Annotated in this window: 27 protein-coding genes and 1 tRNA gene; 9 read left to right on the top strand and 19 right to left on the bottom strand. The window is 35.6% G+C overall.

From position 1 onward, the window contains the following. Positions 1-31 precede the first annotated feature (31 nt). Positions 32-445, bottom strand: coding sequence for an OsmC family protein (locus tag PHF25_02750; GenBank protein ID MDD4526938.1), 414 nt, complete (start codon positions 443-445; stop codon positions 32-34). A 122-nt stretch (positions 446-567) separates the two neighbouring features. On the opposite strand from PHF25_02750, the gene PHF25_02745 reads away from it, so the two are divergent. Beyond that, a complete protein-coding gene (locus PHF25_02745; protein MDD4526937.1) occupies positions 568-1,497 on the top strand; it encodes an AEC family transporter in 930 nt (309 codons plus the stop codon). Between the two features lie 66 nt (positions 1,498-1,563). On the opposite strand, the gene hcp is transcribed toward PHF25_02745, so the two are convergent. After that, a complete protein-coding gene (hcp, locus tag PHF25_02740; protein MDD4526936.1) occupies positions 1,564-3,138 on the bottom strand; it encodes a hydroxylamine reductase in 1,575 nt (524 codons plus the stop codon). Between the two features lie 97 nt (positions 3,139-3,235). Then, positions 3,236-3,964: a ferredoxin gene (locus tag PHF25_02735; GenBank protein MDD4526935.1), complete on the bottom strand. Its 729-nt coding sequence runs from the start codon at positions 3,962-3,964 to the stop codon at positions 3,236-3,238. 142 nt (positions 3,965-4,106) lie between these two features. Between PHF25_02735 and PHF25_02730 the strand changes: the two genes are divergently transcribed. From PHF25_02730 to fetB, 3 genes are read left to right on the top strand one after another with little or no spacing between them, the layout of a single operon-like run. After that, positions 4,107-4,751 carry a Crp/Fnr family transcriptional regulator gene (locus PHF25_02730; protein ID MDD4526934.1) on the top strand — a complete coding sequence of 215 codons (645 nt, stop codon included), beginning with the start codon at positions 4,107-4,109 and terminating at the stop codon, positions 4,749-4,751. Between the two features lies 1 nt (position 4,752). Continuing rightward, positions 4,753-5,400, top strand: coding sequence for an ATP-binding cassette domain-containing protein (locus PHF25_02725; GenBank protein ID MDD4526933.1), 648 nt, complete (start codon positions 4,753-4,755; stop codon positions 5,398-5,400). Continuing rightward, positions 5,388-6,164, top strand: a complete 777-nt coding sequence (fetB, locus tag PHF25_02720) for an iron export ABC transporter permease subunit FetB (protein MDD4526932.1) — start codon at positions 5,388-5,390, stop codon at positions 6,162-6,164. The genes PHF25_02725 and fetB overlap by 13 nt, the downstream gene beginning before the upstream one ends. A 9-nt stretch (positions 6,165-6,173) precedes the next feature. On the opposite strand, the gene PHF25_02715 is transcribed toward fetB, so the two are convergent. The 5 genes from PHF25_02715 to PHF25_02695 form a co-directional block, all read right to left on the bottom strand. Beyond that, complete coding sequence (locus tag PHF25_02715) at positions 6,174-6,503, bottom strand: CGGC domain-containing protein (protein ID MDD4526931.1); 330 nt, start codon at positions 6,501-6,503, stop codon at positions 6,174-6,176. Beyond that, positions 6,500-6,979, bottom strand: a complete 480-nt coding sequence (locus PHF25_02710; protein ID MDD4526930.1) for a beta-hydroxyacyl-ACP dehydratase — start codon at positions 6,977-6,979, stop codon at positions 6,500-6,502. The genes PHF25_02715 and PHF25_02710 overlap by 4 nt, the downstream gene beginning before the upstream one ends. Positions 6,980-7,019: 40 nt before the next feature. Next, entirely contained in the window at positions 7,020-7,448 is a 429-nt protein-coding gene (gene nifU / locus PHF25_02705) for a Fe-S cluster assembly scaffold protein NifU (GenBank protein MDD4526929.1), read from the bottom strand. An 84-nt stretch (positions 7,449-7,532) separates the two neighbouring features. After that, positions 7,533-8,741 carry a cysteine desulfurase NifS gene (nifS, locus tag PHF25_02700; protein ID MDD4526928.1) on the bottom strand — a complete coding sequence of 403 codons (1,209 nt, stop codon included), beginning with the start codon at positions 8,739-8,741 and terminating at the stop codon, positions 7,533-7,535. Position 8,742: 1 nt separating this feature from the next. Continuing rightward, entirely contained in the window at positions 8,743-9,159 is a 417-nt protein-coding gene (locus PHF25_02695; protein ID MDD4526927.1) for an Rrf2 family transcriptional regulator, read from the bottom strand. 130 nt (positions 9,160-9,289) lie between these two features. Here PHF25_02695 and msrB point away from each other — a divergent pair, with 130 nt between their 5' ends. Both msrB and PHF25_02685 read left to right on the top strand, forming a co-directional pair. Beyond that, on the top strand, positions 9,290-10,354 hold the full coding sequence (msrB, locus tag PHF25_02690; protein MDD4526926.1) for a peptide-methionine (R)-S-oxide reductase MsrB: 1,065 nt from the start codon (positions 9,290-9,292) through the stop codon (positions 10,352-10,354). 166 nt (positions 10,355-10,520) lie between these two features. Continuing rightward, entirely contained in the window at positions 10,521-11,246 is a 726-nt protein-coding gene (locus PHF25_02685) for a hypothetical protein (protein MDD4526925.1), read from the top strand. Between the two features lie 31 nt (positions 11,247-11,277). Here PHF25_02685 and PHF25_02680 read toward each other — a convergent pair whose 3' ends face one another. Beyond that, positions 11,278-12,156 (bottom strand): mechanosensitive ion channel family protein, encoded by an 879-nt coding sequence (locus PHF25_02680; protein MDD4526924.1) that lies wholly within the window; start codon positions 12,154-12,156, stop codon positions 11,278-11,280. A gap of 116 nt (positions 12,157-12,272) precedes the next feature. Between PHF25_02680 and PHF25_02675 the strand changes: the two genes are divergently transcribed. Next, entirely contained in the window at positions 12,273-12,731 is a 459-nt protein-coding gene (locus tag PHF25_02675) for a permease (GenBank protein MDD4526923.1), read from the top strand. Continuing rightward, positions 12,728-13,204, top strand: coding sequence for a permease (locus PHF25_02670; protein MDD4526922.1), 477 nt, complete (start codon positions 12,728-12,730; stop codon positions 13,202-13,204). Before PHF25_02675 ends, PHF25_02670 begins: the two co-directional genes overlap by 4 nt. Here the strand turns inward: PHF25_02670 and PHF25_02665 are convergent. The 4 genes from PHF25_02665 to PHF25_02650 all read right to left on the bottom strand — a co-directional run bounded on the left by PHF25_02665 (position 13,201) and on the right by PHF25_02650 (position 17,633). Then, positions 13,201-14,388 carry an anaerobic nitric oxide reductase flavorubredoxin gene (locus PHF25_02665; GenBank protein ID MDD4526921.1) on the bottom strand — a complete coding sequence of 396 codons (1,188 nt, stop codon included), beginning with the start codon at positions 14,386-14,388 and terminating at the stop codon, positions 13,201-13,203. The two genes, PHF25_02670 and PHF25_02665, sit on opposite strands and share 4 nt — an antisense overlap. Positions 14,389-14,553: 165 nt before the next feature. Continuing rightward, positions 14,554-15,921, bottom strand: a complete 1,368-nt coding sequence (gene mgtE, locus PHF25_02660) for a magnesium transporter (GenBank protein ID MDD4526920.1) — start codon at positions 15,919-15,921, stop codon at positions 14,554-14,556. 184 nt (positions 15,922-16,105) lie between these two features. After that, positions 16,106-17,473: a magnesium transporter gene (gene mgtE / locus PHF25_02655; GenBank protein ID MDD4526919.1), complete on the bottom strand. Its 1,368-nt coding sequence runs from the start codon at positions 17,471-17,473 to the stop codon at positions 16,106-16,108. 67 nt (positions 17,474-17,540) lie between these two features. Further along, positions 17,541-17,633 (bottom strand) — tRNA-Ser (locus PHF25_02650). Between the two features lie 280 nt (positions 17,634-17,913). Between PHF25_02650 and PHF25_02645 the strand changes: the two genes are divergently transcribed. Then, positions 17,914-19,074 (top strand): hypothetical protein, encoded by a 1,161-nt coding sequence (locus tag PHF25_02645; protein MDD4526918.1) that lies wholly within the window; start codon positions 17,914-17,916, stop codon positions 19,072-19,074. A gap of 39 nt (positions 19,075-19,113) precedes the next feature. Here PHF25_02645 and ribD read toward each other — a convergent pair whose 3' ends face one another. The 6 genes from ribD to PHF25_02615 form a co-directional block, all read right to left on the bottom strand. After that, on the bottom strand, positions 19,114-20,238 hold the full coding sequence (gene ribD, locus PHF25_02640; protein MDD4526917.1) for a bifunctional diaminohydroxyphosphoribosylaminopyrimidine deaminase/5-amino-6-(5-phosphoribosylamino)uracil reductase RibD: 1,125 nt from the start codon (positions 20,236-20,238) through the stop codon (positions 19,114-19,116). Beyond that, entirely contained in the window at positions 20,231-20,872 is a 642-nt protein-coding gene (gene rpe, locus PHF25_02635; GenBank protein MDD4526916.1) for a ribulose-phosphate 3-epimerase, read from the bottom strand. Before rpe ends, ribD begins: the two co-directional genes overlap by 8 nt. 118 nt (positions 20,873-20,990) lie before the next feature. Next, positions 20,991-21,866 (bottom strand): ribosome small subunit-dependent GTPase A, encoded by an 876-nt coding sequence (gene rsgA / locus PHF25_02630; GenBank protein ID MDD4526915.1) that lies wholly within the window; start codon positions 21,864-21,866, stop codon positions 20,991-20,993. Between the two features lie 3 nt (positions 21,867-21,869). Beyond that, positions 21,870-22,718 (bottom strand): PASTA domain-containing protein, encoded by an 849-nt coding sequence (locus PHF25_02625; protein ID MDD4526914.1) that lies wholly within the window; start codon positions 22,716-22,718, stop codon positions 21,870-21,872. 119 nt (positions 22,719-22,837) lie between these two features. Then, positions 22,838-23,143: a nucleotidyltransferase domain-containing protein gene (locus PHF25_02620; protein MDD4526913.1), complete on the bottom strand. Its 306-nt coding sequence runs from the start codon at positions 23,141-23,143 to the stop codon at positions 22,838-22,840. A gap of 1 nt (position 23,144) precedes the next feature. After that, positions 23,145-23,549, bottom strand: a complete 405-nt coding sequence (locus PHF25_02615) for a nucleotidyltransferase substrate binding protein (protein MDD4526912.1) — start codon at positions 23,547-23,549, stop codon at positions 23,145-23,147. Between the last annotated feature and the right edge of the window lie 277 nt (positions 23,550-23,826).

Genomic DNA, 23,826 nt, shown 5'->3' with positions numbered 1-23,826 from the left:
TCCCCACTTAAGGGTGAGCAGAATTGGTTGTTTACTCAATAAACTTTATTTCATAGCTAACTTTAGCTAATTGCTTTAGTATTTGGTTAACTCCACAGTATTTTTCTAGTGATAAATCGATAGCTTTTTTTGCTTTGTCCTTTGGGACACTTTTATCAAATTCATAAATTAGGTGGATTTCTTTATAGTATTTAGGATGTTCAGCGGATAGTTCTGCATTAACTTTTATGTTGAAGTGCTTTGGCGTATGTTTCATCTTGATTAGAATACCAACAACATCCATGCCTGAGCACCCACTAAGACTTGTTAATAAAAGTTTTTTAGGACTGACGCCCGCATTATTTCCTTCATTATCAGTTATCGCGTCTAGTGTGATTTTTTGGCTGTCGATTGCGGATTCAAAGCGCATGTTGTTAATCCAAGTCGTTGAAGTTGAGTGTGTCATTTAATCCTCCCTGTATAAGTTTATATTATTATAAAACATAAAACAGACTAAAGCATGTGCTTCCCTTTATTGATGCTATATATTTGTGAAAAATAATTGGTCGTTTCATGTATAATGCATATATGGAAATTCTTCAAAGCCTGTTTATTCTTTTAATTTTAATGGGAGTCGGTGTGTTAAGCCGGAGACTTTCAATTTTTCAGAAGTCTGATGTAAAAGTAATCTCTTCTTTTGTTTACCATTTTAGTTTGCCTGCTTTGTTTCTGGCTAAAATATCACAAATAGATTTTTCGCAACTTGACCCTGTGCTTTTGTGGGGTTCGGTAGTGCCGATACTTTTGATCTGGATAGTTTTGATATTTGCCTATATTTTAAATGCTATTAATCGAGATACGTTTATCTTGCTGTCGCTGTCAATTGTTATGGGCAGTAATGCTTTTTTTGGATTAGCTTTTTTTGAATTTTTCCAAAACGGGTTACATTATAACAGCTCAGTGATAGCAGCTTCAGTTTTGGGTGCAATCGGCATCTTTTTAAGTTTATTAATGTTTGAGTTTTCCCAAGGTAATATGAGCATTGGAAAGATTTTTAGAAATCTGAGAAAAAATCCTTTGCTTATCTCTATTTTTGTTGGTTTATTTTTTTCAATTATAGGCTTTAGGGAAAGCTTCCTACATTCTGCTTTTGAGATGTTGGGTAATGCTTCTGGTAGTATTGCAGTTTTTTCTTTGGGTATTTTTCTATATGATAGTTTTTCCTTGGATAAAGCTAAGTTGGCAATGTTCTATTCATTGTTTAGATTTATTAGTTTAGCAGTAGGAGTAGTCTTGTCTTTACTGTTTTTAAAAGTATTCTACTCCGAGGGCTTTTTGTTTGATATGCAACAGTTTTTGCTTTTACAGGCGGCTATCCCAGCAGCAGTATCACTTGTGATTTTTGCTGAGAGGTATCAGTACAAAGTTTCAGAAATTACAGGGATAGTTATTCTTACCTCAGTGCTTAGTTTTGTTTTTATTCTCTTAAATTACGTATTATCTTTTGTGATTTTTTAATTGGTTCCCCGCTACTAGCTTGGTTCAAAAGAAACGAAGCCCGTTGCGGGGAACTAATTTATTTTTTTAACCAATCATTGATTTAATATCACTTTGAACATCTGTAATTCCAGCAAGGCCAAACTTTTCAACTAATATTTTAGTTACATTTGGCGAGAGGAAACTAGGTAACGTTGGTCCTAGGTGAATATTTTTAACACCAAGTGCTAGAAGTGCTAGTAGTACAATCACTGCCTTTTGTTCATACCAAGCGATGTTATAAACAATAGGTAAATCATTAATATCCTTTAAACCAAAGACTTCTTGTAATTTTAGAGCAATTACAACTAAGGAATAGGAATCGTTACATTGTCCAGCATCAAGTACTCTGGGAATGCCACCAATATCGCCAAGGTTTAGCTTGTTGTAACGATATTTTGCGCAACCAGCAGTTAATATTACTGTATCTTGTGGGAGCTCTTGTGCAAATTCAGAATAATATTCTCTTGATTGCATTCTTCCGTCACATCCAGCCATTACTACGAACTTTTTAATAGCTCCAGACTTTACGGCATCTACTACTTTGTCCGCAAGTGCTAACACTTGTGCGTGAGCGAACCCACCAACAAGTGTTCCTGTTTCAATTTCCGTTGGAGCAGGTAGTCTTTTTGCATGTTCGATAATTATAGAAAAGTCTTTTGCTTGACCAGCGATTCTATCAGCAATATGAGGAAAACCGTCGAATCCTGCTACTCCAGTGGTATAGATTCTGTCTTTGTAAGAAGCTTTAGGTGGAGTAATGCAATTTGTAGTAAAAAGGACAGGCCCATTGAATTTCTCAAACTCTTCGTTTTGTTTCCACCAAGCGTTTCCATAGTTGCCAACAAAATGATCGTACCTCTTAAACTTTGGATAGTAGTTAGCGGGAAGCATTTCACTGTGAGTATAAACATCTACCCCAGTACCAGCAGTTTGTGCTAATAATTCTTCCATATCCTTTAAGTCATGGCCACTGATAAGAATAGCGGGATTGTTCCTTACACCAAGATTAACTTCGGTTATTTCAGGGTTTCCGTAAGCAGAAGTGTTAGCTGTATCTAATAGCGCCATTGCTGTTACGCCAAACTGACCAGTTTCAATGGTCAATGCTAACAGATCATCGATTGAAGCATTTTCATCATCAACCATTGCAAGTGCTTTTATAACAAAATTGGTGATCTTTTCGTCATGGTGACCTAGGTTTGCGGCGTGTTCAGCATAAGCAGCTAGTCCTTTTAGTCCAAAGACAACAAGGGATTTAAGAGCTCTAGCATCATCATTAACGATAGTTTCAAAACCAACGTCAGCAGACTTGGCGATAAGTTCAGCATCGCCAGCATAAGCTAGCTCGGTATCTGTAAGAATAAGTCCTTTTCTAATGCTCCTTAAGATGTCTGATTGGCTGAAGTTTGCGTTAGTGATGGTTTGAAATAAGCTTTTTAATAGATATGACGTTACTTCTTCACTTGCCTTGCTTCCTTTGAGCTTTACGGCTAGTTTTTGTAACGTGTCGACTAACAAGTCTTGTAGATTGGAAACAATTTCGTTTTTTCCACAGACTCCTACTTTTGTGCAAGCAACTCCTCTGGCTGCTTCCTGACATTGATTACAGTACATACTCATATTTTTATTCTCCTTTGTTTATTGGTTGCCGAGTGATTTCCGCATCTCGATACAATTGCTTAGCAATCACTCGATGAGCGGAAATATTATCGAGGCGTTATCTTATCTTACCATCAACAGTGATAATTTCCTCAAGATATGGAAGTTTTTTGCCTGATTTGTTTATAGCCTCTTTAACTATCTGGCTAAGTCCACCACAACAAGGCACTTCCATTCTAATAACAGTTATTGATGTAATTTCTCCTTCCGTGATGATTTGTGTAAGTTTATCTACATATGGTTCCGTTCTATCTAGTTTTGGGCAAGCAACAACCACAATATGATCTTTAATGAAATCATGATGAAAGTTGCCATAGGAAAAAGCTGAACAAGTGGCCGCCACGAGTAAGTTGGCGCCTTTTAGATATGGGGCTTGTGGGTTAATTAAGTGTAACTGAACGGGCCATTGCTGTAACTCGCTTTGACCTTGTGGATTATCTGCTTTCTTTTCTTCTTTGGGTTCAACGAAGCTTCTGTCAAAAGCCATACTTGGGCATCCACATGCGTGGTCTTCTTTTTTCGCTATTTTTAACTTTGGATTGTCTTTGCTCTTCAAGTGTTTTTCCACAGCCTCTTCATCAAAGGCCGCTACATCTTTTTCTATAATTTTAAGAGCATCAACAGGACAGTTACCTATGCAGGCACCTAGTCCATCACAAAATTGTTCTTTCACAACTTTGGCTTTACCATTTACAAGTTGTAGTGCACCCTCCGCACAGTCAACAATACAGTTCCCGCACCCGTTACATTTTTCTTCATTAATCTCAATAAACTTTCTCATTACCATAGTTAATTCCTTCCTCTCCCTCTGTCCCCTCTCCTGAAAGAGAGAGGATCAGACGGAAAATTCTTTTTTGTTACGTATATTTTGATATACTATGGTGATATATTAATTGACTTAAGTCAAAACAGAAAGAAACGGTATTATTATGAAGATTGATTGGGAAAACAAATTGGAAGGACTAGGCAAAAAAAGATCTGTTCTTCAAGGTGAAACGCTTTTTTATTTAGAAGAGGAAGCTAATACTTTTTATTTATTGCTAAGTGGGCAGATTAGTTTGTATAAGTTAAATCAAGACGGGAAAGAAACAACTATTAGAAAGGTGATACCTGGTGAGATTTTTGCAGAGGTAATGGTTTTTACAGATAGCAAGTATCCAGTGGGTGCATCAGTAGACAAAGATAGCATGATAATAGAATATGCCAAAAAAGAGATTTTGCTGGAAATTAAAAAAGATAATGAGTTGAGTATGTTTTTTATAAAAGTTCTTTCTCAAAGATGTCTTATGTTAAATGAGAAGATTTATCAGTTTAGTTTGCAGGATGTTGCTTCACGGTTAGCTAGTTTTATTTTGCAGTATATAGCTGATAATAATCTTTTAGAAAAAGCAGAATTGGCAGAACCCATTGAAATGACAATTTCCAAGAAAGAAATCGCTACTTCCATAGGGACTATACCCGAAACACTCTCAAGGAATTTTCAGAAGCTTCATCAATTGGGAATTTTGAAGGTTTTCGGAAAAACAGTTGTTGTTCAAAATTTTGCAAAGTTAAGGAATTTGGCAGGAACGTAGTATGTTTGTCTTTCAAGATGTTAGGTTTTTAGATTTTCTCAGTATTTCAGATTTGTATATCCCTCATGGCATGGTTGTTTCACTTGTTGGAGAAAGTGGTAGTGGAAAGACAACTGTTTTAAGGCTTTTAAATAAAATGATTTCACCAAATCATGGGAAAATATTTTTTCAAGAAGAAGATTTATCAATGATTAATTCTATAGAACATAGACGAAAAGTGGTTATGCTTTCCCAGACTCCAGTTATGTTTGGAGAAACAGTTAAGGATAGTCTTCTAGCTGGTATTATTTTTCAGGAAAAAACAATTCCTAAGGATGAAGAGCTGGATTCTATGCTTGATAAATTAAAAATTAAAAAAAAGCTGGAACAGAATATTTTGACTTTATCAGGTGGCGAAAAACAAAGGCTGGCTTTAGCAAGAATACTATTACTGGACCCAGAGGTTCTTTTGCTGGATGAGCCATCTTCAGCCTTGGATGAAGAAACTGCAAATAGCATTATTCAGATGACAACAAAGTTTGCGAAAGAAAAAAACAAGACAGTTGTTATGGTTACACATTCTAAACAAATGGCAGATAAGTACTCTGATGTAATTGTAGAAATGCCTTCTGCTAAGATAGTGAGTGGAGCAAGATTATGGACGGTATAATAGTTTTATCAGTTGCCCAATTAGCCTTTGCTTATTTTTTTGTGTTAATAGTTTTATTTATTTTGAGGATACGAGGCATTAACAGAGAAAAGGAACTATTGATCTCTTCGATAAGGATGACTTTGCAGCTAATCCTTGCTGGGTATTTGCTTGTCTATATTTTTAGTAACCCAGCGCCATATATAACAGTTTTGATTATTTTGATTATGGAAGCTTATGCTATTTATACTATTTTTAAGAAGTTTAAAAATAGACTCAGTAAAAAATTAAAAATAGTTATAACCTTTTCGATGGTGAGTGGAACAGTTTTTTGTTTATTGTATTTTCTTTTAGTTGTTATCAGAATATCGCCTTGGTACAATCCACAGTATTTTATACCGATTGCTGGGATGCTGATTGGAAATTCTATGACAGGAGTATCCTTGGGCGTAAAGTCCCTGATTGACGGGATGCAAGTTCAGAGAAATTTGGTTGAAGAAACTCTTTTATTGGGAGCAACTCCAAAAAGAGCTACTCGAGATATTATTAATAGCACTTTTGATTCAGCTATTATGCCAACAATTAACTCCATGCTCGGAATGGGGATTATTTTTTTACCAGGGATGATGACTGGTCAGATATTATCTGGAACTTCTCCAACAATCGCCATAACTTATCAAATAGCAATAATGCTAGGGATACTTGGTTCGGTGAGTTTAACTGTAATAAGCATGCTTCAGTTTGGTTATTTAACTTTCTTTAATAAACAAGACCAACTAGTTTAATTGCTGTCGCTAATGTGTCCAATCAATTGTTTTAATATTAGGTCCGAGTTTTTTTATTACACTATCTTTCATTTGTTGAAAATGTGGACAAGGAAAACCAATGGGGTTGCCCTTGCTGATACAGGAAGCAAACATTATTACTTCAGCGCCTTTTTCTTGCATCATTTTAGCTCTGGAAACAGCTCTTTTTCCAGGACATCCACCACAAGACACGAACCCAATAATCTCGCTTTTACCAATTTCTTCAAAAGCTAACTTTCCTTCTAATGCTACCTTGAAATCCGTAGTTCCGGGGCACATGTCTTCTGTTTGTTGGCAGCGGATTATTCCTACTTTCACAAGATTAGCCCAGTTACTTCAGCTTCAAAGACAAGGTGTCCATCAACATAGCCCTGAGTAGAGAAAATTGCTATTCTTGATCTAAGTGCAGTTGCTTTTGCTACCATCACAAGTGTTTGTCCTGGCAACACTGCTCCTCTAAATTTAACGTTATTTACTCCACCAAAACCGAAGAATTTAGTACCATTTGTTTGAAATTTTTCGTGAAACATGACGGACCCAAGTTGGGCTGCCATTTCTATCATCATAACTCCTGGCATAATTGGTCTTCCAGGGATATGTCCTCTTGTCCAGAATTCATCCATTGCCTGTTTTTTGAGACCTACAATAATAAGATTTTCTAAGTCTATGTAAGCAATTTTATCTAATTGTTCAAACTCATCTCGTTGGGCATTCAGTTCCAGAATTCTTTCTTTTGTTACCGCTGTTTTCTTTAAGTCTATTAGCGCTAAATCAATGATTGGTTGTACGGCCATATGCTCTTATCCTCCAAGTTTTTTTACTATTGTAACATGTCTAATGTTTACCGCAAGAATTACAGCATCCTGTACATTGTTCTTCCGGTAGTCCGACACCAGTAGTTTTAACCAAATAGTCATTGATTGCAGCATGAATAGCCTCTTCAGCTAAGACGGAGCAGTGTATTTTTACAGGAGGTAAGCCATCCAAGGCTTCCATAACGGCTTTGTTTGTTACTTTAAGCGCGTCATCGATACTTTTACCCTTAATTAGCTCTGTTGCCATTGAGCTTGTAGCAACTGCCGCGCCACAACCAAATGTTTTGAAGCTAGCATCAGTGATTACCTTGTCGCTTACTTTTATGTACACTTGCATAATGTCGCCACACTTTGCATTACCAACAGTGCCAATACCATCTGCGTCCTTTAGTTCTCCTACGTTTCTTGGACTATTAAAATGATCTAATACCTTTTCACTATAATTCATACCCATTTCTTTTTCCTCCTTTTTTACCCTTCCGTCTCAACTTTGTTGAGACACATTTCGACATGCTCAACGCATCACCTTTCCTTAATAAGGAAAGGTGGATTCATTATTGAATCCGGAGGGGTGATTTTTACTATTGTACAGTGGACTCATGGCCCTTAGCTTTTCAACAATTTTTGGTAAAACTTCAATTACTTGTTTGATATCATCTTGAGTGGTTTTTCGTCCTAGACTAAATCTAAGTGAGCCATGTGCATGCTCATGTGGTATACCCATAGCAAGTAAAACATGAGAAGGATCAAGTGAGCCAGAAGTACAAGCAGACCCTGAAGAAGCATAGATGTTATTATTGTTAAGTAATAGCAACATGCCTTCACCTTCGATGTATTTTATAATTATATTTAGCGTATTTGCTAGCCTGTTTTCTACATGACCATTAAGTTGAGACTCTGGTATGAGTGCAAGTAAATGCTGCTCAAGTTCATCACGTAGAGCTTTTTCTTTATTCCAGTCTTCTTCCCAGTTTTGCATAGCAATTTCTAAGGCTTTTGTTGTTCCTATTATTCCCGCAGTATTTTCGGTTCCCGCTCTTAGCTTAAATTCTTGTCCGCCACCTTGGATGATGTTGTGGATTTTGATTCCTTTTTTCACAAAAAGACCACCAATACCTTTTGGGCCATAGAATTTGTGTGCAGAGAAACTTAATAAATCGACGCCTAAATCATCAATGTTTATTTCCTGCTTTCCAACAATTTGAACAGCGTCGGTGTGAACAGCAACCTTGTTTTGGTGAGCAATGTTAATGATTTCTTTGATAGGCTGGATGACACCGGTTTCGTTGTTTGCATACATAATGCTTATTAAAAGAGTATCAGCCTGGATTGCTTTTTTTAGTTCTTCTAATTTAACAATACCAGTTGTGTCTACTGGAAGATAAGTTACAGTAAATCCTTCCTTTTCAAGCTGCTCGCAAGTATGCAGTACTGCATGATGCTCTATTTGTGAGGTAATGATATGTTTCCCTTTGTTTTGGTTAGCATAAGCGTAACCTTTAATTGCAAGATTGTCGGATTCGCTTCCTCCTCCTGTAAAAATTAATTTTCCTTTTTTAGCATGAAGTAGTTCTTGTATTTTCTCTCTTGCAGCTTGAATGTCGTTGCTAACGTTTTGGCTGAGGCTATAGATGCCTGATGGATTCGCAAATTTCTCCGTGAAATAGGGAATCATCGCTTCAACAACTTTTGGTTCTACATATGTCGTAGCATTATGGTCTAAGTAGATTTCTGAATTCATTTTATACCTTCCTTTTATAGTTATTTATTAAGTCTTGAATCGTTTTTTCCTTTAAATAGTCCACATATAGATGCTTCATATCTACCCAAAGACCTCTAGTTGGGCAGATGCTTGAAGAATTACATGATGTGGGCGTTTCTACACAGTTCATTTCAAAAAACTCGCCTTGTAGTGTATTGAAGATATCATATAGGAAGATTTCCTTAGGGGGCTTGGATAGGGAGTATCCGCCATTATTTCCTCTTGTGGAATTTAAGATGTTGAGTGGCCTCAAGATGGTTACAATTTGTTCTAGATACTTTATAGAGATATTTTCTTTGTCAGTAACTTCTTTTAAGGTAATATTTTTGCCTTCTTGGTTGGCACCCAAATATATTAAAAACTTTAATCCATATCTTAATTTTGTTGATACTTTCATTTCATACTATTCCTACTTGTTTTGTATGATTATAAATGTTAGGCTTATTGAAGTCAACAAGAAAGATGTGTATGTTGTGAAAATTAAAATATTGTTAATAAGTTTAATAGCATTATTAGGAGGTGTTGTTATGGGAAAAAGTAGCGAACAGCTAGCAACTTTTGCAGGTGGATGTTTTTGGTGTATGGAGCCACCATTTAGACAAATAGCGGGTGTTATCGAGGTGTTACCTGGATATACTGGTGGGCAGACTAAGAACCCAACTTATGAGGCAGTGTCTTCTGGTAGGACAGGGCATTATGAGGTAGTACAAATAAAGTATGATGTTAGTAAAGTTTCATATGAAAAACTACTAGATACATTTTGGCAGCAAATAGACCCAACTGATGAAGGCGGACAGTTTGCTGATAGAGGAACCCAGTATCAGACAGCTATTTTTTATCATGATAATGAGCAACAGAATATTGCGCTTAAATCAATTGAGCAACTCAATAAGTCTGGTAAGTTTGCAAAGAAGATTGTCGTAGCTGTTTTGCCTGCAACCGCTTTTTATAAGGCAGAGAATTATCATATAGGGTATTTTTTGACCAACGAAACTCGTTATAATTCTTACAAAAAAGCGTCTGGTAGAGAAGATTATATTAAGAAAGTTTGGAAAAAAGAGGAACTCCCTCAGTCAGCTAAAGCTGACAGCTCCCTACATGAGGGAGCCTTCGAAGCGTCTTCATCATTTAGGGGGATGTCGCGAAGTGATAAGGGGAATAAATCATTAGACAAGAAGGAACTTAAAAAGAAACTTACGGCAGTGCAATATGATGTTACGCAACAATGTAGCACTGAGCCAGCCTTTAAAAATGAGTATTGGGATAATAAAAAGACCGGCATTTATGTAGATGTTGTTTCTGGTGAGCCATTGTTTAGTTCAAGTGATAAGTTTGATTCTGGTACTGGATGGCCTAGTTTCACTAAGCCGATTGAAGCGGGAAACGTGGAAGAGCATGCAGATATTAGTTATGGCATGAAGCGGATAGAGGTTAAAAGTAGCGAAGCAGCTTCACATTTAGGGCACGTGTTTGAGGATGGACCTGGGCCGAATGGCTTAAGATATTGTATTAATTCTGCGTCACTTAAGTTTATTCCCAAGGAAGATATGCAAAAAGAAGGCTATGGGCAGTATTTGTATTTATTAAAATAGGGCACTCCACCTAGAAGCGAAGGATGAGCTTAGTGACTACCCTCGAAGAGTGCAAATATAAAATTGTAGAAATTTCGAGGTCATTTTATTTTACACGTTGGCAGTAAAAAACGGTATAGATTTTTAGTAAGGTTTAATTTTGCGCTTTCAGGGCATATTATTATTTATGAGAAATAAGATAATCGCTTTTGCAGAACCCACTAAGCATTGTACCGTAAACGTACTTTTAAAAGATAACAGAGGACTGTTATTTGCTAAAGAAGCATTATCATATTTATCAATGATTTTTCCAGATATTAAGATAAATTTAAGAGCAGTGAAAAAAGGAGTTAGTTTAAATCCTGTTAATATAGCGGTAAAAGTAAGTAATAGGATTTGGGGTAATGGACCTATTCTTTCGAGGGCATCACATTATAATGATAAGATTCCAGGTGGAAACCATATGTTTTTGTTAAATGACGATGACTCAATTCTTGTTCATGAGTTGGTTCATGCTCTTGAACGTAAGGGGCTGATAGCTGAGAAATCAGATTCATATTTGGCATTATTACTTGATCGATATTATTCTTTTAAGCAATTAGGCAAGGTTAGCAGTATGTTTAAGGAGTATGAAATTGGAAGAGCTTTTTATAGGAATGTTGTAGATGGCAAGAATCCTGCAATTAAAAAAGACTATTTATTGATTGTTAATGATTTCAATGCAATTGGGCTAAAAGGTAGTGACTTAGAAAAGGAAATTGGTTATTTTGCAGGAGAGTTCTTCTTTGGGGTTGTGGTAGAGGCTGAGAGCCAAGGGGCTGAAGGTATTGATACTGTTAGGTTTATTAGGTTACTCTCAGAAGGCAATTCTTTAGAGAAGTCTTTATATGAAGCATATGGAATAAATATTTGATTGTTCTAAAGGTTAGATAAATGTTTTTTAATTATTTGGTGTTTACTTTAAAGGGGTCACTATTTGATCCCCAATAAAGGCTTAAGTGTGGAAATGGAATTTCAATGCCCTTTGCATCAAAAGCTTCTTTTAATCTGAGTCGATATTCTCTACCAACCGTCCATTGCATTATAGGTTTTGTTTTGATTCTAGCTTTTATTATAATTGCACTATCAGCAAATTTATCTAAGCCCATAACCTCTAGTGGTTCGAGGATATCTTTTTTGAATTTGGGGTCTTTTGCTAGGTCGTCTCCAACTTTTTGCATAACTTTCATGACTTCAGCAATATTTTCTTTATAGGCTACGCCTATATCAAACACCATTGCAGACCATTCTTTAGTAACATTTGATAATGAATTTATTTTTCCGTTTTGAAAAATATGGACAACTCCGGAGACATCTCTTAAGACAGTTGTTCTTAATCCTATTTTTTCAACCAATCCTCCGGTTCCATTAATAATGGCTACGTCGCGTTTTCTGATTTGATTCTCAAAGATTATAAACATACCAGAAATCATGTCTCTAACTAGTTCTTGAGCACCAAAGCCTACGGCTAAACCTAAAATTCCAGCACCAGCCAGAATAGGCCTAACATCTATGCCGATTTTACCAAGAAAAAAGAAAATTATAGTTGCATAAATAATGGCATCGGCGGTAGCAGTTAATAGCCCCTTAATAGTAGAAACTCTTTTTTGGAACTCTAGCATTTCTTCGTGGTTTATTTTTTCCACACCAGAAACAACTATTTTTTGAATGGTTTTTCCTATAACCCGAACTATTTTTAAGGCGATAAGAGCAAAGAGAACAACAAAAAATATTTGAATTGATATTTCAATGAGTTTTACTTGATATTTTGATAATAATTCCATTAAATTCATATTATTAGGGTACTGGTTTTATATAAATCCTGCAAGTGGTTTTATATTATTAGATTTACAAGAAGTGGTTCTAACTTTAAAATGAATTCTGAAAAATGAAGACATTAATGGTTTTAACAATATTGGGGATAGGTCTCTCTTTCTTTAAAGATAGAGAGAAAACTTTGCAAGGAATTCGCAAGGGACTTAAAATGTTTGCTGGAATTTTACCGGCTTTAATTTATATTCTTATCTTGGTTAGTGTTCTCTTGTGGATTTTTCCTAAAGAAACTATTTCCAGTTTTTTAGGTTATGGATCTGGCTGGATTAGTTTTTTTGTAGCGGGCATTATAGGTGCGATTTCTTTAATCCCTGGCTTCGTCGCTTATCCTTTAGCTAATGTTTTATTAAAAAGCGGTGTTTCTTATCAGATTTTAGCGGTGTTTATTACTACTCTGATGATGGTTGGAGTTTTAACATTGCCAATAGAAGCAAAATACTTCGGTTGGAGGTCTAGTATCATTCGCAACGTACTTAGCTTTATTGCGGCCATTATAATCGGTTTTTTGATGAGGTTCTTTTTATGAATGCATTAGTAATTATTTTAAATAACTTTTGGATGTTCTTTCGAGAAATGATTATGTTCCTTCCCTTAATGTTCGTTTTAGTTGGATTAATTGATGTTTGGTTTCCAAAAGAAAAAGTTGAAAAACATATTAACAAAGAGTCTGGAATTAAGGGGATGTTTCTTGTTGTATTACTTGCGATGTTTCAAGCTGGACCATTGTATGGTGCTTTTCCTGTAGCAGCGTTATTGTGGAAAAAAGGATCTAGCATAAAAAATATTTTTATTTATTTAGGAGCTTTTTCAACATTAAAAATACCAATGCTTTCTTTTGAAATAGGTTTTTTAGGCTTAAAGTTTACTCTTTTAAGAACTCTTTTCACGTTACCTTTGTTCATTATAATTGGCTATATAATGGAATGGGCATTAAAGGATACTGATTTTGAGGTTAAAACAGTAGAAAAAGAAAAAGCCAAAAAATCAATCAAGGTTTAAGCTTTTGCTATCGTTTTCCCTAGTTCTCTCGCTAATTCTTTTGCATTTTCATCAGGGTTCCACTGGTTTTTTAATCCCTCATTAATAACTTCAAAGCCTGCCTCAGACAATGAATCATTTAGCACCTTTACTGATTCTCCACTCCATCCGTAACATCCAAAAGCTGCTGCCTTTTTCCCTTTAAACTTCATTTCTTTGACTAAATGAACGAGTCCTGCCATGGAATGTAAGATGCTATTAGAAACAGTGGGCGAGCCAAAGATGACAGTTTTCGACCTGAACACTTCAGTAATCAAATCATTATCATCACTTCTTGCATGATTATAAATTTTTATAACTACATCTGAATCGACAGAGCGGATTCCTTCTGCTATTTGCTCGGCTAGTGTTCTTGTGCCATTCCACATCGTATTGTAAATAATAGTAATTTGGTTTTCTTGATAATTATTCGCCCACTCAGCATACTTTTCAATAATTTGTGTTGGGTTATCTCTCCAGATTACTCCATGGCTTGTGGCAATAATGTCGATTGGTAGTTTTAATGATAAAATTTCATCAATTTTCTTTGTTAAGATTGCACTGAAAGGCGTTAAAATGTTGGCATAATACTTCATTGCTTCATTAAAAAGATCACATTGGTCTACTAAATCGTTAAAGAGCTGGTCGTTTGCAAAGTGCTGACCAAAAGCATCATTACTGAACAGTATATTGTCTTTTGTAAGATACGTTGCCATGCTGTCCGGCCAATGTAGCATTTTCATTTCAATAAATATCAATTGTTTGCCGTTTCCAATGTCCAGACTGTCACCTGTTTTTACTTCTTTAAAATTCCAATCTTTGTGATATTGGCCCTTTAATGATTTGATTGAGTTTGCGGTGCAGTAAATGGGAGTATTAGGAATTTTTTCCATCAAAGCTGTAAGGGCTCCGCTATGGTCCACTTCTCCATGATTCATTATAATAAAATCAATTTTTTTCAAATCAACTTCTGTGGATAAGTTTTGAACAAATTCATCCGCAAAAGGCAACCAAACAGTGTCGATTAATACTGTTTTTTCTTCTTTAATTAAGTAAGAATTGTAGGTGGAGCCTTTGTGAGTTGATAGTTCATCCCCGTGAAAACTCTGTAGTTCCCAATCAATTTTACCTACCCAGTCAACATTGTTTTTTATATTTTTTTTCATAATAACACCATCCCTGTAACTTGTATTAATTTATAAAGATTATAGCGTACTAACTTTTTAAAACCAAACAGGTTATTGCTAGATGGAATTAATAAAGAGAAGCTGGAGAATATAAACGGTTATAGTTGCTGGTGTTTTAACAAGAAAACATCAAACAAAAAGCTTTTAAATCCCTAGAATTATTCGAGCAGTATTGAAATAAAGAAATAAACCCGTGATATCAACCACGGTTGTAAGAACAGGGTTGGCAACTACTGCGGGGTCGAGTTTTAGCTTGCTTGCAAGTATCGGTAACATGGAGCCTATCATGGTTGAGGTAATAACTTGTAAACTTAAACCAATGGAGACAGCAAGAGCTATTCTTGTGAGCGTTAGATTCTCGGGGATAACTACTCCTGATGTAAAGAAAATTATTTTGGCAGCTACTAGAACAGCCAGAACACCAGCTAGCATCAAAGAGATACTCAATTCTTTAAATAAAATTCTAAAGACGTCTTTAGAAGAAACTTCTTTTAAAGACAATGCTCTTACTATAACTGTAGCAGATTGGTTGCCTGAGTTGCCCCCTGCATCAACAAGCATTGGCATATAGAGTGCAAGCAACATAAGGTTAAAGAGTGTAGCTTCAAAATGATGGATGATCATGCCGGGAATTAGCCCCACCATTGCTAGTACAACAATCCACACCGACCTATCTTTAAAGTGTGTCCAAGCCGACTTTTTTAGATAGGCACCAGCTTCGTGACTACCAGAAATAGCCATTAATTTTTCAATATCTTCCGTTTGTTCTTGGGTGATAACATCGATGGCATCATCGTGGGTAATAATGCCAACAAGTGCATTATTTTCATCAACAACAGGTATAGCAATAAGGTCGTACTTTTGGAGTCGCCTGGCTGCATCTTCTTGATCTTCGGTTACTAGGCAGGTGATAGGCTCTTGTTGCATAATATCTTCTAGTTTGAGGCTTGGTTTGGCAATAAGGAGGTCTTTTAGTGAAACAAATCCTTTTAGTTTTCTATCCTGGTCAACGATGTATGAATAATAAATGGTTTCTGTATCAGGAGCTTCTTTTCTGATTTTTTCTATTGCTTCAGTGACTGTATTTTTTTCAAAGAGAGCTACATATTCCGAAGTCATTACTGAACCAGCGGTTTTTTCTGGGTAGGAGGATAGTTTGAGGATGTCTTCTCTTTCTGCTTGAGCTAGAGCAGGTATGAGTAAGTCTTGGATTTCTTTAGAAAGTTTTTTAAAAAGATCAGCTCGATCGTCTGGGGGCATATCTGTAAAAATTTGAGAAAGCGAACGCCTAGACAATCTTTCTGCAATTAGTATTTGTGTTTCGAGGTGGATGTGGCTAAAAATTTCGGCGCGCACTTTGGAATCTAATTTCAAGAGTAGCTTCCAGATAATGCTTGGGTCTATGGTAGAAATAAGCTCAGCTGATTCAGCGGGATGCTGTTCTTCAAAAAGATTGATAATTGTTTCGTAGTCTTTTTTCTCAAGGATTTCTTCAAAAATAATTATTTCCATTACTTATTCTCCTTAGATTTAGTAAAGCTGATACTTTAGTTTTTTAGGTGCGTTTAACGTCTAATTAAAAAGGCATTAGTATTGTATCTGTTAAACAAAGTAGCGTCTACCAACTACAAGTTTGGGGAAAGCAGTTTAAGATAAAGAACAATGAAAGAGCAACAGTTTTTTGTGCAGTAAATCCTTAAATTCCTAGAAAAAGTCTAGCTATATTAAAATAGAGAAGCAATCCAGTTATATCAACCACGGTTGTTAGCACTGGATTGGCAATTACAGCAGGGTCTAATTTTAGTTTGCTTGCAAGTAATGGTAACATAGAACCTATCATGGTTGCGGTGATAACTTGTAATCCTAATCCAAAGGACACTGCAAGAGCTATTCTCAAAAGCGTTAGATTCCCTGGTATTGTCATGCCAGAGGTAAAAAAAAGTATTTTTGTGCCGATTAATAAAGCTAAAACACTTGCCAGCATTAAAGAAATACTTAATTCTTTAAATAATATTTTAAAAACGTCTTTAGTCGAGACTTCTTTTAAAGACAAGGCTCTGACAATAACTGTTGCTGCTTGGTTGCCTGAATTTCCTCCCGTGTTGGCCATCATTGGCATATAGAGTGCAAGTAACATAAGGTGCAAGAGTGCGTCTTCAAAGTGATGAATTATCATACCTGGAACTAGCCCCACTATTGCTAGTACAACAATCCACACGGACCTGTCTTTAAAGTGAGTCCATGCTGTTTTTTTGAGATAGGCACCAGATTCGTGACTGCCAGAGATAGCCATTAATTTTTCAAAATCCTCTGTTTGTTCTTGGGTGATAACGTCGAGTGCATCATCGTGGGTGATAATGCCAACGAGAACGTTGTGTTCATCAACAACGGGTATAGCAATAAGATCGTATTTTTGGAGTCTTCTGGCTGCATCTTCTTGGTCTTCTGTTACTAAACAGGTAGCAAGGTCTTGTTGCATAATGTCTTCTAGTTTTAGTTTTGGTTTGGCAAGGAGGAGTCCTCTTAGTGAGACAAAACCTTTTAGTTTTCTGTCTTGGTCAACAATGTATGCATAATAAATGGTTTCTGTGTCAGGAGCTTCTTTTCGAATCTTTTCTATTGCTTCAGTGACTGTATTTTTTTCAAAGAGAGCTACATATTCCGATGTCATAACTGAGCCAGCTGTTTTTTCTTCATAAGAAGATAGTTTTAGAATATCTTCTCTTTCTGCTTGGGCTAGTGCAGGTATGAGTAAGTCTTGAATTTCTTTGGAAAGTTTCTTAAAAAGGTCAGCTCGATCGTCTGGGGGCATATCTGTAAAAATTTGAGAAAGCGAACGTCTAGACAATCTTTCTGCAATTAGTATTTGTGTTTCGAGGTGGATGTGGCTAAAAATTTCGGCGCGCACTTTGGAATTTAATTTTAAGAGTAATTTCCAGATAACAGTGGGCTCTACAACAGAAATAAGCTCAGCTGATTCGGCTGGATGTTGTTCTTCAAAAAGGGTGATAATTGCCTCGTAGTCTTTTTTCTCAAGGAGTTCTTCGAAAATGGTTATATCCATAGTTTACTTCCTTAGGCTTAGTTAGTTTGCAGTTTTTCATGTACTTATCGCAATTACGATTAGTTCATGGCGGAGAGTGAGGGATTTGAACCCTCGCGGCAGTAGTAACCACCCTACAGGTTTAGCAAACCCGCCCCTTCAGCCTCTTGGGTAACTCTCCAAACCTAACTAAAAATGTAAGAATATTATATATGCTAAACAAGCTAGCGTCTACCAACGATAAACTTAATGAAATAAATTAATATAAAACACGATAATTTAGTATGATGTTAAAAAAGATAAAAAATATAATCGATAATTTATTAAACTATTTGTTAGAAGCTTACTGTTAGTATTTATGAATAGTTACTTAATTTTTTTGAATTATGGCTTATTAAAACAATTTTTGATAAATTCGTGGTTTTGATTTTATTAGGATAGCGCATAAGTAAGGGTTAATTATGAAAACAAAAATAGTTTCTTTATTTGATATAAACCTTAAGAGTTTAATTGAGCCTTTAGAAAACAAGGTTGTTGTTGGTGGATACCCCATGTGGTATAGGTATAATGAAACAGAAATAGCAAAAATTCCTGAGTTTGGTAAATTAAAAGAGAAACTAAATAATAATGGTGACCCGTATAGATGGATACATACAGAATATATGTTGCAGAGCTTATATTTGATTGCTAATCCAGATAACAAAGCCAGTTATCAGAAGTTTATAGAGGGAAGGGGTAATGGTCTGGATCCCTACCTTTCCTTAAATCAGTTTGATGATTTGCGAGCATTGGTTTTTCAAACATTAAAAGATTCAAAAGACTTTAAATTTATGGAACATCTGATTGCCACACATGATGTTGGTTGTATTTATGGAGAGGCTAGGCACTTTGTTAGGAGTGGAGCAATGAGTGTAGATATTTTTAAGCAACTTGGGTTTTCTGATGATATGGCAGAAATGGCTGGATTAATCAATGGTAACCATTCTTTGCTTGGCGACATTCTTCTTGGAGAGGGAACTCCTGACTTTGCAATAAAAGTTTATCGAAAAATGTCTGATTTGTCTGTCAAAATGGGTAAAAGTATAGATTATGGATGGCGACTTTTGTTTATTCTTAATGCGATAGATGTTGATGCTGCGTATAGAGGCTTTTTAACGCAAAGTAAGTTTCAGGAATTGCAAACAGTTAGAGATTTTAGTCATTTATTAGAATTGGATGCTGTGTGGGAAAACCACAGGAAAGTACTTCTAGGTCTTCCCGCGGAGAGTGAAACTGTTGATTGGTTTAAGGATTTATATTTGCAGTATTGTTATGACAGAATTCGAGAAATGGATACTGATGATGCATATAAATTATTAAACACACTATCAGTTTTAGATTATCGTTTGAAGCAAGAGGTACCTGGAAAGTTTTTTTGCATTACCTTTAAATCAGGTAAGTTGCATGATTTGTCGTTAATGAAAGAATTTGTAGATAAGGAATTTGCTTATGATTACAATAAAGAGCACGAGCCCTTTTTAAGGGAAGATGGTAATTTAGTTTTGTTTCAGGGGGTTGTGAATGGTCTTCCTTTTCAAATTATGAGTGATGGTTATCTAGAGATTAACGATACGAACCAATAATTGAATAGTTCAATTAGTACTTTTATGAAACAACAACCCTTAGTATTTATGAAGCAAATATTCTAGCATAACGTCTTGGTCAAAGGTTTTAGTGTTGACCAGCACTGGTTCCAAGGGAAATTCGATAAGCGTTTTATCTAGTTTGAACATGGGGATAGCTTTATCGTCGTTTAACAACCTTGGAGCAATGAAACGGATGAATCTATCAACGGAATTACTTTGGAGAAAGGATGAGGCTATTTGACTGCCTCCTTCCACAAAAATAGAAAAAATATTTAATGCATATATTTCTTTAAGAAGTCTTTTAATATCAAACCCAGATTCTTTTAATTCAAGGAAAATAAAGTCGCTGCCTTGGTCAGATATGGCTTGAAGTTTTTTCTTGAATTCTTCTTTTTCATTAACCAATGCTGGGTATTGGGTTACGAAGACTATTCTGTTTCCTGATTCAAATATTTTGGCATTGGGAGGAACTTGTAAAAAAGGATCTACTATTATTTTAGTCCAATTAAGTTTCTTTTTTGTGTGACGTACAGTAAGCGTAGGGTTGTCGCTACAGACTGTTCCGGCACCGACTAGAATAGCATCATGTTCATATCTGAGCTGATGGACATATTCACGACTTTTTTCATTTGTTATCCATTTGCTATTGTAAAATCTATCAGCTATTTTGCCATCAAGAGTTGTTCCTAATTTAAGTGTTACATAGGGACGGTTATATTTAATGTTTTTTATAAATTGTTGGTTCTGCACTTTTGCTTCTTTTTCAAGCATCCCAAACTCAATAGCAACTCCATTAGTCTTTAAGATATTTTCAGACTCTGAAACAAGAGGGTTTGGGTCTTTCATGGCTACGACGACTTTAGAAATTCCAGCTTCAATAATTGCATCAGTGCATGGTGGTGTTTTTCCAAAATGACAACAAGGTTCAAGGGTAACATAGAGAGTGGCTCCGTTTGCTTCGGCACCAGCTCTGTTAAGTGCTATTTTTTCTGCATGAGCTTCTCCGTATTTTTGGTGAAACCCAGAGGCAATAATTTTATTATCTTTAACAACTATTGCTCCAACCATTGGGTTGGGAGAAACACTTCCTGCGCCTTTAATGGCTAAAGATAAAGCTTTTTTCATGAATTTGCTATCGAGAGATTGAGCAGGGCTAAGCATTTTTTAGAATAGAGATTGTTTCTGGAATGTTTTTGCTATTGAAAATTGTTGAGCCCGCGACCAAAATATCTACTCCTGCTTCCGTAATTGCTTTTGCGTTCTCTATTGTTACGCCGCCATCTATTTCTATCAGGGTTTGTAGTCCAAGTTCTTTGATTTTATTTTTTAGGGTTCTTACTTTTTCTAGAGTGTATTCTATAAATTTTTGACCACCAAAGCCAGGATTTACAGACATTATTAGAACAAGGTCTACCATTCCCAGAACAGGAAAAATGTTTTCTACTGGAGTAGCAGGATTAATGGAGACACCAGCTTTTGCGCCACTGGCTTTAATTTGGTTAATAAGTCTATCTAAATGGTTGCTTGCTTCATAGTGAACTGTGATTATGTCTGCTCCAGCGTTTCGAAAATCTTGGATGAAATTTTCAGGGTTAACTATCATCAAGTGAACATCAAGTCGAAGATTTGTAATTTTTTTAAGGTTTTTTATGACAACGGGGCCGATTGTTATATTGGGAACAAACTGTCCATCCATAACGTCGATGTGCACGTAGTCTGCTGAGCAGATTGCTTTAATGTCTTGTTCTAGATTATTGAAATCAGCAGAAAGAATCGAAGGTGCTATTAGTGCCATGTGTTTATTATAAAGCTAAAAGCTAAAAGCTGAAAGCCTAAAGCTGACACGCGAAAAGTTAAAATCAGAGATAAAGAGGCAATTTATAATGCTGAAAGGTGGAAAAGAAGCTAGGCGTTTAATATTTAGGTTTTATTTTTTTTAATTCCGAATAAATTTTAACGTATGATTCGTATCGCGACTTGTGAATATGACCATTATTTGTGAACTCTTTTATGGCACATTGAGGTTCATTGAGATGTTGGCAGTTATCAAATTTACATTTTCCATCATATTTAGAAAATTCCGGAAACAAATGTTTTAGATTGGCTTCTTTCAGCGTTTCAAGGTCAATCATTGAGTAGCCAGGTGTGTCAGCTAGAAAGCAGTTATGTTCTTTGTTAAAGTATAGAACTGTTTGGGAGGTGGTTTGTTTTCCTTTTTTAGTTTTTTCAGAGATTGCACCTGTTTTGATAAAATTTGTTCCAAAGAGCTGGTTAATTAGTGTTGATTTTCCAACACCAGAATTGCCTGCAAAAGCAATGGTTTTGTTGGTGATTAATTTAAAGATAGTTTCTTTGTCTTCTTTGGATAGAGAGATAGCAGAAACGAAGTAACAGTCATAGCCAAGCTTAATGTACAAAGATAGTTGTTTTTTGTTTTCTTCTGTAGATAAGTCTGTTTTATTAAAGACGATGATCGGCGTAACTTGTAAGTGGCTATAGTAACTTAGAAAGCAATCTATCAGGTAATAAGAATAATCAGGGTCTTTTATTGAGACTACAAACAAGATAAGGTCGACATTTGCAAGAAGTGGTTTTTTGATTAAGTTTTTTCTGGGTAGTATTTTGGTGATTATCGTTCCTTGGCTGTCTTGTTCAAACTCTACTTGATCGCCAACTGCAGGGCTTTCAATGGACTTTTTTTTATACGCGAGAAGTTCTTGTTTAGTTGTGGTATTTAATAGAGTGAAGATATTATTGTGAAGCTTACAAACAACTGCGGTTTGAGGCATTAGTTAAAACAAAACAAGTGCCGTTTTTGCAAGATTGTCATTAAAGAAAACATCGATTTTGTTACCTAAAAGTTCTTCAAGCTCAAAATAAAGCTCTTTTCCAGAAGGGATATCTTCATTAAAAAGGGTTTTTGGAATACTTCCAGAGACAGAAACTATTTTTATATTTGTTTTCTTATTAGTTTCAGAATTAGGTATTTGTAACGAAATATTCACCAAGGCTTTGTTGCTGCCTTCTATGATTTTATTGATAGTAATAGTGACAGGAAAACCTTTAGAAACAATTATGTCAATTGTACTGTTTCTTTCGATGTATTCTCCACCATTAGGACTTGTTGAAATTATAGTGCCTTCTTTATATTCTGCGGAGAAAGCGTCTTCTAGTTGCTGGATAGTAATGTTGTATTCGGCTAACAAAGCGCTCGCTTGTTCAGGTAAGAGCCCAGATAAGTGCTGTAGGCTAATTTGTTCTTGACCGCTGTTGAGTATATACAATATTTTTCTTCCTGCCTTAACTGTTCTTCCTGGCTCAGGGTCGGTTGCTAGAATAATGTTAGGTGTTGCTTCTTCTGAAAACCGACTTCCGCCTAGCAGTGGTTCAAGGTTTTCTTGTTTTAAAATAAATTCTGCATCATTTACGTCTAAGCCAACGACATTCGGAACACGTACATTAGGAATAGCTTTTATGTAATTTATTAAGAAAGAGTAGAATAACGCACAGATTAATCCGACTACAGCTATAGCAACTGCGTATTTTATAAGTAATTTTTTATTTTTAACATCAACCTCTGACGTGTTCTCGTTCGAAGAGAGGGGTTCTTTTGTTGTGTTGTTTTGTGTTTCTTCTGCCATTAGAAATAACCTTTCTTTATTTAAGAAAGAGTATACCTTGAACGTATAATTGTTATCAAGTTTTATAAATAAGGGTGTTTATTTATTTTATTTGCAAGATAGTTACTAAGAGGTGTTGATTAATTTTTTTTATAAAAGGTAACTCCATGGTTGTTAATATGTTTGATAAGATCAACATTGTCTAACTTTTTAAAGATGGAAATATCTACTTTGTATGGAATAAGGAGGTCATCTATATTGTTGGACAATTGTAGCAAGTCATCGGCTGAAAATTCATTGTCCATAATGGAAATATCAATGTCTGACCACTCTTTATAAGTGCCTAGAGCCCTAGAACCATAAAGTTTGACTTCTGTTAGATTATTGGTTTTTTTAAAAAGATTGATGAGTTTAGTGCTGGATTCCTGACTTATACCGTTGTTCATTTTAGAGTAGCCTGGTCATTGTTTCTTCAAATTGTTTTAAAAGGGCATAATATATATCAATGGTTTTGGAAACAATGTCATTGGCTATTTTTTTATTATAGGTGTGAGAGGTAAGGTTCCTGCTTTCGATCATATTCATCCAGTCATCTCCGCTGGAAATCAGTTCATGAGCGAAGGCTTCTTTTGTGGCATCTTTTGAGCCATATATTTTGATGTTTCCAGTGTGTTCCAGAAAATCTTTAACAGTTTTCCAGTACAGCTCATGTGTAAATTCAAAGCCTTGTATAATTCCTTGTTTTTCCAAATCAGTTAGTTTTCTTGATTTGGAGAGATTCACACCATCAGATAATGATTCTAAAGCGGTTTGGTAATTATTAAAACGTTGCTTCCATCTTATATCCATCATAGCTTCAAGTTTATCATAGCCTTGTTATATTTTCTGTTTATCTTAATAAGTGGGAAGAGGGGGAAATATAGATGGTTGGCATAAATAAACTTGCTTAATCTAGGCATCTTTCATATAATAATGTTTACGTTTTGTGGACCCCACTTCGCAAGCTAAAGGCTTTAAGCTGTAACAGAAAATTGATATAGTTATGGAATACATTAAATGGACAGATGGCCGAGTGTTCCGAGAAATAAAAATCTTTGATTTTGTAATTTCTCGAGAATCCTCGAAAGGA

Source organism: Candidatus Margulisiibacteriota bacterium (assembly GCA_028706105.1).
GTDB lineage: Bacteria > Margulisbacteria > Riflemargulisbacteria > GWF2-35-9 > DYQY01 > DYQY01.
This window is presented reverse-complemented; position numbering and strand designations above follow the sequence as displayed.